This is a genomic window from Moorena sp. SIO4G3 (genome assembly GCF_010692305.1).
Taxonomy (GTDB): Bacteria; Cyanobacteriota; Cyanobacteriia; order Cyanobacteriales; family Coleofasciculaceae; genus Moorena; species Moorena producens_A.
On the sequence record NZ_JAAHIG010000388.1, the window covers coordinates 1 to 7962 of the forward strand.

8 protein-coding genes are annotated in these 7962 nt (G+C 45.4%); 4 read left to right on the forward strand and 4 right to left on the reverse strand.

Annotated features, from left to right (window positions below; all coding sequences use genetic code 11):
• From F6J99_RS37475 to F6J99_RS37485, 3 genes are all read left to right on the forward strand, one after another.
• Positions 1-336: hypothetical protein (locus tag F6J99_RS37475; protein WP_293120898.1), on the forward strand; the 336-nt coding region annotated here is incomplete at its 5' end.
• A gap of 3 nt (positions 337-339) precedes the next feature.
• Positions 340-1386, forward strand: coding sequence for a hypothetical protein (locus F6J99_RS37480; protein ID WP_293120900.1), 1047 nt, complete (start codon positions 340-342; stop codon positions 1384-1386).
• Positions 1387-1391: 5 nt separating this feature from the next.
• Entirely contained in the window at positions 1392-2417 is a 1026-nt protein-coding gene (locus F6J99_RS37485) for a patatin-like phospholipase family protein (protein WP_293120902.1), read from the forward strand.
• Positions 2418-2544: 127 nt separating this feature from the next.
• On the opposite strand, the gene petA is transcribed toward F6J99_RS37485, so the two are convergent.
• Together petA and petC are read right to left on the reverse strand one after the other, a co-directional pair.
• Entirely contained in the window at positions 2545-3534 is a 990-nt protein-coding gene (gene petA / locus F6J99_RS37490) for a cytochrome f (RefSeq protein ID WP_293120910.1), read from the reverse strand.
• Positions 3535-3648: 114 nt separating this feature from the next.
• On the reverse strand, positions 3649-4191 hold the full coding sequence (petC, locus tag F6J99_RS37495; protein WP_293091676.1) for a cytochrome b6-f complex iron-sulfur subunit: 543 nt from the start codon (positions 4189-4191) through the stop codon (positions 3649-3651).
• A gap of 238 nt (positions 4192-4429) precedes the next feature.
• Between petC and F6J99_RS37500 the strand changes: the two genes are divergently transcribed.
• Positions 4430-4747, forward strand: coding sequence for a DUF3067 family protein (locus F6J99_RS37500; protein WP_293120904.1), 318 nt, complete (start codon positions 4430-4432; stop codon positions 4745-4747).
• 85 nt (positions 4748-4832) lie between these two features.
• On the opposite strand, the gene F6J99_RS37505 is transcribed toward F6J99_RS37500, so the two are convergent.
• Positions 4833-4973, reverse strand: a complete 141-nt coding sequence (locus F6J99_RS37505) for a hypothetical protein (RefSeq protein WP_293120906.1) — start codon at positions 4971-4973, stop codon at positions 4833-4835.
• 6 nt (positions 4974-4979) lie between these two features.
• A partial coding sequence (locus tag F6J99_RS37510) for an S-layer family protein (protein ID WP_293120908.1) occupies positions 4980-7962 on the reverse strand: 2983 nt, incomplete at its 5' end.

A 7962-nucleotide genomic window follows, 5' to 3' on the forward strand; every position in this document is an offset into this window, starting at 1 on the left:
GGTGAAACATACACTGTGTCCCTGGAAGAATTAATATTTTATATTAATCAATTAATTGATGAAAACATTGACAGAATTTATCAGGGAAGTAAACAGTACATTATTGAACAATTTGAAAAGGATACTAAAACCTTTTTCCAAAATATTCAACAGTACTTAGGTGAATACCAAGACTTGATGAATTTGTCACTGACAACTCAGCAGCAATCTGAGGAAAAACAGGAACTAATGGTGAAACAACTCAAGAGTTTAGAAAATTCTTCTAAAGAACAAATCAACAATGTAACTAACAATATCGAACCTTATATAGACTCCTTATTATCTCTAAATCTCTAAATAATGGTTAATTATATAACACATCTTCAAAAACTATACTCTCAGTATCGAGTCCCCATCCTGAGGGATAAAGCTCTGATTGACCTAATAAATGGTATTCCGGTCAACCGCGACCTCATCAGCTATCGTCAGAACCAAGGGAGTCTGGGTCGCCTGTGGGACTTACTAACTGGCAGCGACTCCCAGCGCCAATCCCTCTTAGCTGAAAACTTAGTCGCTGGTCAAAATACACTGTACAAATGGGCATTAGGACTCACTCGTTCCGAAAATATTAGTCAAGTAGCACTGGCTGTTACCCAGGAGAAATTGCTGGAAGCCCGTGAGGCTATTCGCCGTCAGCAACAAAGGCTAAATATTCAACACCAAGAACTAGAAACCTTTTGCAAGAATCTAGCTCAACATGTTGACTCCCGTTTCCGGGAACTGAATGCAGAAATACATAAGATAAAAGTAAGTGACACTGCTGATAGGGAATTTAACAGGATAGTTGATGCCTGGGAAGCAAAGAGTAATTACAGAAACCTACCTTGGGTAGTACAGGTAGCCTTTTTAGCACGGCAGGTTTTCAGTGGTGCAGTTGCCAGCTATGAACTCGAATCTAATGATAAAGAATATTTTCGTAAGTGGTTCGTCGATCGAATTGTCAAGTCTCCGAGAAGCGAAGAGATCCCCGACCGCGACCATAAGACTTCTAATAATAACCCATTCTGTTCCCTTGCAGACCTTCTAGACAAAACTAGGTTAGACATGGCAGACAATGGCCGCACATTAGAATTCGCAGCGGCGTTGTTGGAGGTTCGATCAGTGCCGCGAGAGCGTCTTTTAAACACTCCTTTGCTATTCACTATTGGTACAACTCTGGAACTGGCCGCCCTCCCTGATGAAGCTAGACCACCAAAGCCCGCACATTCTGCAATTGGGCTATGTCGCGCTCACATTCAACACATCGACAAAAACACAGATCGAAGACAATTTGTCGAAACCATTGTGCACGAAACCGCTAATGACTGTATGGCAATCATGGCAACCCGTCCTGATATCACAAGTTGAGCTCTATGGAACACACAAACCCCCAATTTGGACTTGTACTAGCTGGTGGTGGTGCTAAAGGAGCATATCAGGCCGGTGTATGTAAATATCTTGCCGAAATTGGACTAGAGCCACAAATTATTGCTGGCACTAGCATCGGCACCCTTAATGGCGCTGTTCTCGCATCCAGTGAATCATTTGCGCAAGGTGTCGATCGATTGAATAAACTTTGGGATCAATTAGGTCAAAAACAGGTTATCCGTCCCAATAAGAGTGCAGTTCTTAAAGCGTTAAGCTATGGTGCTAAAGCTTTTATCCCAAATCTGAGAACGTGGTGGTTTGATTTCTTAGTAAAGATAGGATTGCCCGAAGACCACAACGCAATCTTTGACCCTGAACCTGTAGAAACTCTATTACGCGAAGCCGTAGACCCGGCTAAGCTGCGAAAAGGTATTGAGTTATGGGGAACAGTATTTCCAGCACTGAAAATACCAGACTTAGACTACGATTTACTGATGCCCTTAGTCGATCTTTTGCGAGCCCAAGCTGGTACATCTGCCCACTGGCTTCGGGTGCAGGATTGCCAAGATGATGAAACTCTCTATAATTTACTCCTTGCTAGTGCTGCCATTCCCTTGGCATTTCCTCAACGAGAAGTTAATGGTCAGTTCTATGTAGACGGTGCTTTGGGAGATAATATCCCCTTGGGAGCATTAGTCGCTCGTGGATGTACTTTCGCCATTGTAATTCACTTAGATAACGGAGAAACCTGGAGCCGCCACGACTTTCCAGAGCAAGCCATCATTGAAATTAGACCAGAACAACAAATCAATAAATCGAATACGCCAGTTATCGGTTTCATTGATAGTTTGCTAGACTTCAGCCCTGAACGCATCAAAGAACTCAAAGAGCGTGGTTATGAAGATGCCCAGCGTTGCTTGCAGCCAATTCTCGAAACCTTTATAGCGATTAGAGCCATGCGTACTTCTCAGGAAAAACTGGTCAAACAGACATGGGAGTTGCACAATGACCGACCACTATTGGATGATTAAGGGTTGTGATAAATAAAGGTTGACCATTGATAATCAAGGGAAACAACCATGCACCCCAAGAACCATCAACTGTCAACCTTTAACCAATAACTATTGCAATAGTGACTTCTAAACCAGCCACTTAATACTAGAAATTCATTTCAGCAGCTTGCACCTTCTCTACTTGCTTCTTCTTCAGAATTAGCAACACTTGAGATAGCATAATCGCGCCGATGAAGAGCATCAACCACTTAATCCGAGCTGGGTCTTGTAAGACCACTTCCACATCCCTTTGACCAAATCCACCAACATTAGGATCACTAGTCAGAGGTTGTCCTGATACTACCTTATCTCCTTCAGAGACCAGTAACTCTGGGCCAGCGGGAACCATATCAACTACAGTCTTCCCGTCTGGGGTCTTGATAGTGACTTCGTAGCCAACATATTCTTCAAAGGTAATTTTGGTAATTTCACCAGTTGCAGAGGCATTGAAGGCATTATTATTGCTAAGGTCCCCAGTGGGGTAAACCTGACCCCGTCCCCGGTTAGCACCGACATGAAGCTGGTATTTACCAAAATGGATATCTTTCTCAGTTCTGGGGTCAGGAGACAGAACTGGGAACACAATTTCTTGATACTCCTCACCCGGTAGAGGACCAATGATTACCACATTTTCCTGGTCTTCGCGGTAAGGTTGGTAGTACAGGTCCTCGATTTCTTCTTGGATTTCCTCCGGAATCCGGTCAGGAGGAGCAATCTTGAAACCTTCGGGTAACATCACCACGGCACCCACATTTAAGCCAGCTTTCTCACCACTACCATCGACCTGCTGTGCTTCTAGGTCATAGGGGATCTTAACCACAGCTTCAAATACAGAATCTGGCAGTACCGATTGGGGGATTTCCACTTCTGTCGGTTTCTCTGCTAGGTGACAATTAGCACAAACCAGCTTACCAGTAGCTTCACGAGGGGTTTCTGGAGCAGTTTGCTGTGCCCAGAAGGGATAGGCAGCAGCTGACTGGGGAACTGCCAGATCACTGGCAAAGAAAAGCGCCACAGCTGCCACAACCAAAACGATAGCTCTGGCAATCATCCCCTTGCCACGGTTAACCATCACCGATACATCAGGTGTTCTCATCACTAAGCCAAAAAACTCAAAAATTGGTAATTTAAAAATTGCAACTTGTTAATTGCTAATGGTTGATTAGCACTAGTCAATTAACTAAGAACTAAGGACTAAGGACTAAAGCAATTAACTCCACCAGGGGTTTTCACCAGTGCGGAAGTCAGTTTCTTTCCAGGTGCTGAAGACTAGGGTGTCGTTTTCTGTTACGGTGGCATGGGCCAAAGCTAGAGACAAAGGCGCTGGTCCGCGCACTACCTTGCCAGTATTGTCATACTGAGATCCATGGCAAGGACAGATGAACCGGTTCTTGCTAGCATTCCAAGGCACAACACAGCCTAAGTGAGTGCAAACCGCGTTGAGACCGTAAGCTTCGAGACCTTGATCTTCAGTAACAATCACATAGGTGGGGTCCCCTTTGAGACCTTGAGTCAGGGTGCGATCGCCTACATTGTGACTAGCTAAAAACTCGCTGACCTTGATGTCATTGCCCAAAGCATCTTTAGCCGTGACACCACCACCAGACCCACCACTGGATGGGGGGATAAAATACTTAACGATTGGGTAGAGAGCTCCAACAAATGTGCCGGTAATCGTCCCAAACGCCAAGAGGTTCATAAATTGGCGACGCCCCATATCTGGAACGTCTGCAGAGCCAGAAGCTTGAGCCATAACTGAACGCCTAAAGGTATACTTTTTTTACAATTCTGGGAAAATTACCAGAATTTTTTGAACCCTGCTTTTATAACTGTAGTGTAATTCAACCACTGGACAGGGTTGCCCAAATCCTTGCAATATAAGGATTAAAGGCTTGAACTATAAGTATTATTACATTCTTTTACGCTTTATCATAAAGTTAAGAAGCGTTGTATTTGTAACGAAATGTAAACATTTAGTTAGGGCAACAGCTATGACAGGACAGGACTTGCACCAACTCCTGCTCAATAAGTGGGGACGCTCCTATGACATCCAGATTCGGAGGACTCAAGGGAAAATCTTTGTTCAGATTATGTGGAAGTATCTAGAGCAGCAATCCTTCCCCCTTTCCGAAGCTGAGTACCTAGAGCATTTAGATACAGTAGCCAACTATATCCGAGGTTGGGGAGGAGCCAGCCAGGTGCAAGAGTTCATTAACAAAACCCGTGAGCGTCCACGACTGGGGAAAGTGGTCAGTATTCCGATCGAACTAGGTGAGCGGTCCTCAGAATGGATGCTGGAGGATTTTTAGGGAGTAGGGAATAGGGAGCAGGGAGTAGGGAGTAGGGAGTAGGGAGGTGTGGGGAGTTTAGACAACGGCCAAAAATCTTGAACGATTAAATTCTACCGTTCCCGTAGCGTGGCCATAGGCCAAAGAAGTTTATGTTAAGCTGACGGCTGTTCGCGTAGCGTGGCCAAAGGCCTTTAGCTGACGGCTGATAGCTGACAACTACCCTAAAACTAGAGTTATTACCCAAGTGCTGTTACCTGACGCAATAATAAGGAGAAAACCAGGAAATGAAAGGACTCGACTGAACTGAATCAGCCACTAACTCGACCACTCCGTCCTTATTAATAATCCATCGATTAGCTTCAATAATTCTAGACGGACGTGAGTTACCTGAATTAGAAGCATTGGAAGCATTGGAAGGTAAGATAGGATTTTTCCGGCGGCGAGTTCTGTGGCGAGGTAATGGACGTAAATCTACCCACAGGGTTTCACCCCGAAGCGGTTTAGTGGGGTCTGTGGGTAAGCCACCCCGCCCAAATTGGGTAAATTGATTGCCATCATCGGTACCGCAACCAGTGGCAACTAGCAGTTTGGGATTAACAAAAGTTTCCGGTAGCTGGAATAATGCAGCGCTAGGGTCGGCGGAAGGTGCATTAATTTCGACAGTACCGCTAAAGGAAGCTCCCAGTTGGGAAGAGGCGGTAATATCACTATCGGGGGTTTGTTGTTCTCGAAATTCAGTACCAAAAATGCCTAAAGCATTGATAATCACTCGTCCGCCAAAGCTATTTTCAGCATTGGCAGTGATATCGCTATTTTCTAAGGCAACTAGCAAGTCAGTATCGATAGTAATATTACCGCCAGTAGCAGCACCTTCGGCATTGGTAGTGATGTTACTGCGATCGCCCATCAAGATCAGCTGGGAATCCAAGTTAATATTGCCCTTATCTCCAGCATTGACTTCAGCAGAGAGGGTAGCGCTTTTGTCTAATACAATGGACTCAGCAGTAATGTCGAGATTACCCGCCTTGGCATTATCCCCTGAATCACGAGCACTGACGGAAATTTCAGCACCATCGCGAACTCTCAAGTTGTTGCTGGTAATGGTCACGAAACCCGCAGGAGAGTTACCCTCTGAGAAGGCAGCAATGCGACTAGGAAACTTACCGTCCTCTGAAATACCAGTGACTTCTATGTCATTAACATTGAGCATGATATTCCCAGCTTCACCATCCCCGAAGCTAGAAGCAATCACCTGTCCACCATCGAAGATTTGTAAGCGTTCAGCATCTATGGTTAATTGACCGCCATTGCCAGTGGCTTCTGGAGCCACGGAAACCAAGACACCACTGACAGTGTCAGTAAAATCGACAAAAGCATCACTAACCTCCACTGACCTTGCCTGAATCCTAATACTGCCAGCATCCCCAGAACCAACCGCAGAGGCTTGAAGACGTCCCCCCTCTGCCACTCGCAAACGCCCAGTTTCAATCACTAGATTGCCCCCCTTCCCAACAATTTCCTCCCGAGTGGTATCAATATTTAGTCTACTCGTCAATATGCCGCTAGAGAATGTACCACTAGCATCAGTACCAATCACATCTACCGACTCTGAGGCGTACACCGTTATATTTCCGGCATCCCCATCTCCAGAAGTATCAGAGAAAAATTCTGCTCCATCACTGACAAGCAAACGCTCGGTTTCAATGGTTAAATTGCCACCATCGCCAGATTCCTCTGTAGCTGTAACGAAGGCGCTAGGACGTATACCATCAGGTGAGCGACCAATGGCTGAGACTTCGTTAGCTCTTATCGTTACACTGCCCCCATCCCCTTTACCCCGATTAAGCGAGTTGATCTGAGCGCCATTATGCAACTGCAAAACTGGAGTTTCAACAACCACCCTCCCGCCATTCCCAGTTGCTCCAGTTCTGGCATTGCTAGCGATTCTGCCCCTAGTTTCTACTCCGAGTATCACAGATTCTGTCGCGGTAATGGTAATCTCACCAGCATTACCGGAGCTGGAGGTGCTGGTACTTAGAGTACCCCCGCTCACCTGCAATTGTTTGGTATCTATCACTAGGTTGCCCGCATTTCCACTACCCCGGGCAATGCTTGAGACTAACGTTGATCCATTCACTTCCAGCAATGAGCCGATAGTTAAGGTAATATTGCCACCACCACCCGCATCAAAGCTATCGGTGGAAATTCTACCAGGATTGTTCAGTATCAATTTGTCGGTATTAATCGTTAAGCTGCCACCATTACCTGTCCCTCTCGATTCCGAAAATAAGCCGCTCCTGGCTTCTTCCATATTAGGATTAAAGTTATCGGAATTGAAAGGGTCTTTGGGCAACGAGACTCCTTCAGTGCCAAGGTTTTCTAAAGACACTTGCAAGGTGTAAGTGTCCCCGACTTCTGGTGTTGCGCCCTGGATCAATTGATTATTCCTAGCACCAGAGGGGAAGGCACCAACTCCGAGTAAGTAAACCCCTGGTTCAGTGATGGTGGTATCAATTAAAGAGTCGAGGGTTGAACTGCCAAAGCTTGCTATACTGCCACCGGCACCATCAGTGGTCAAAGAATCGTCATTGTTCTCTAATAATTTTCCTGTACCTTGATTAAATAGGAAAATCTCAGTATCTACGCTGCCGTCTTCCCTAGTAAAGCCATTGTCGATGTCGAAAATAGCTCGACTGTTGCCATTGGTGATACTGAAGGAGAAGTAATCGAATTGATTTTCGGCTGCACCCAAGACAGTGGTGCCATTAATAATCTGTTCTGGAGTCCGTTCAATGGAAACATAGGGTATTCCCCCAGGTCCGGATTGGGCAACGTTGGGATTCGGTTCAGTAATAAACTCCAGATCATTTAAGTTAAAGGGTTCTAAGTTCAACAAAGGATTAGGGACAAAATCCCGACTTTCCCCAGATATGGTCACGCTTTCGCTAGCGTTAATGGTGATATCTCCAGCATTACCTAGGTTGGTGGTAGCGGTGACAATCTTTCCGCCAGTTTCAAGCACTAAGTTATTGAGATGGAGTGCGATCGCACCGCCATTACTACTACTATTAGTAACTGTACCGATAAATCCCCGATTAGCTAGATTCAGTGACCTTTCGGAATTGTTGATGGTAATCTTGCCTCCCGGACCACTGGTGTCAACAGCAGAACGAGTCAGAATCCCACTAAATAACCCATCTTCAGTGAAACCAGAGATATCAATGGCACCATTG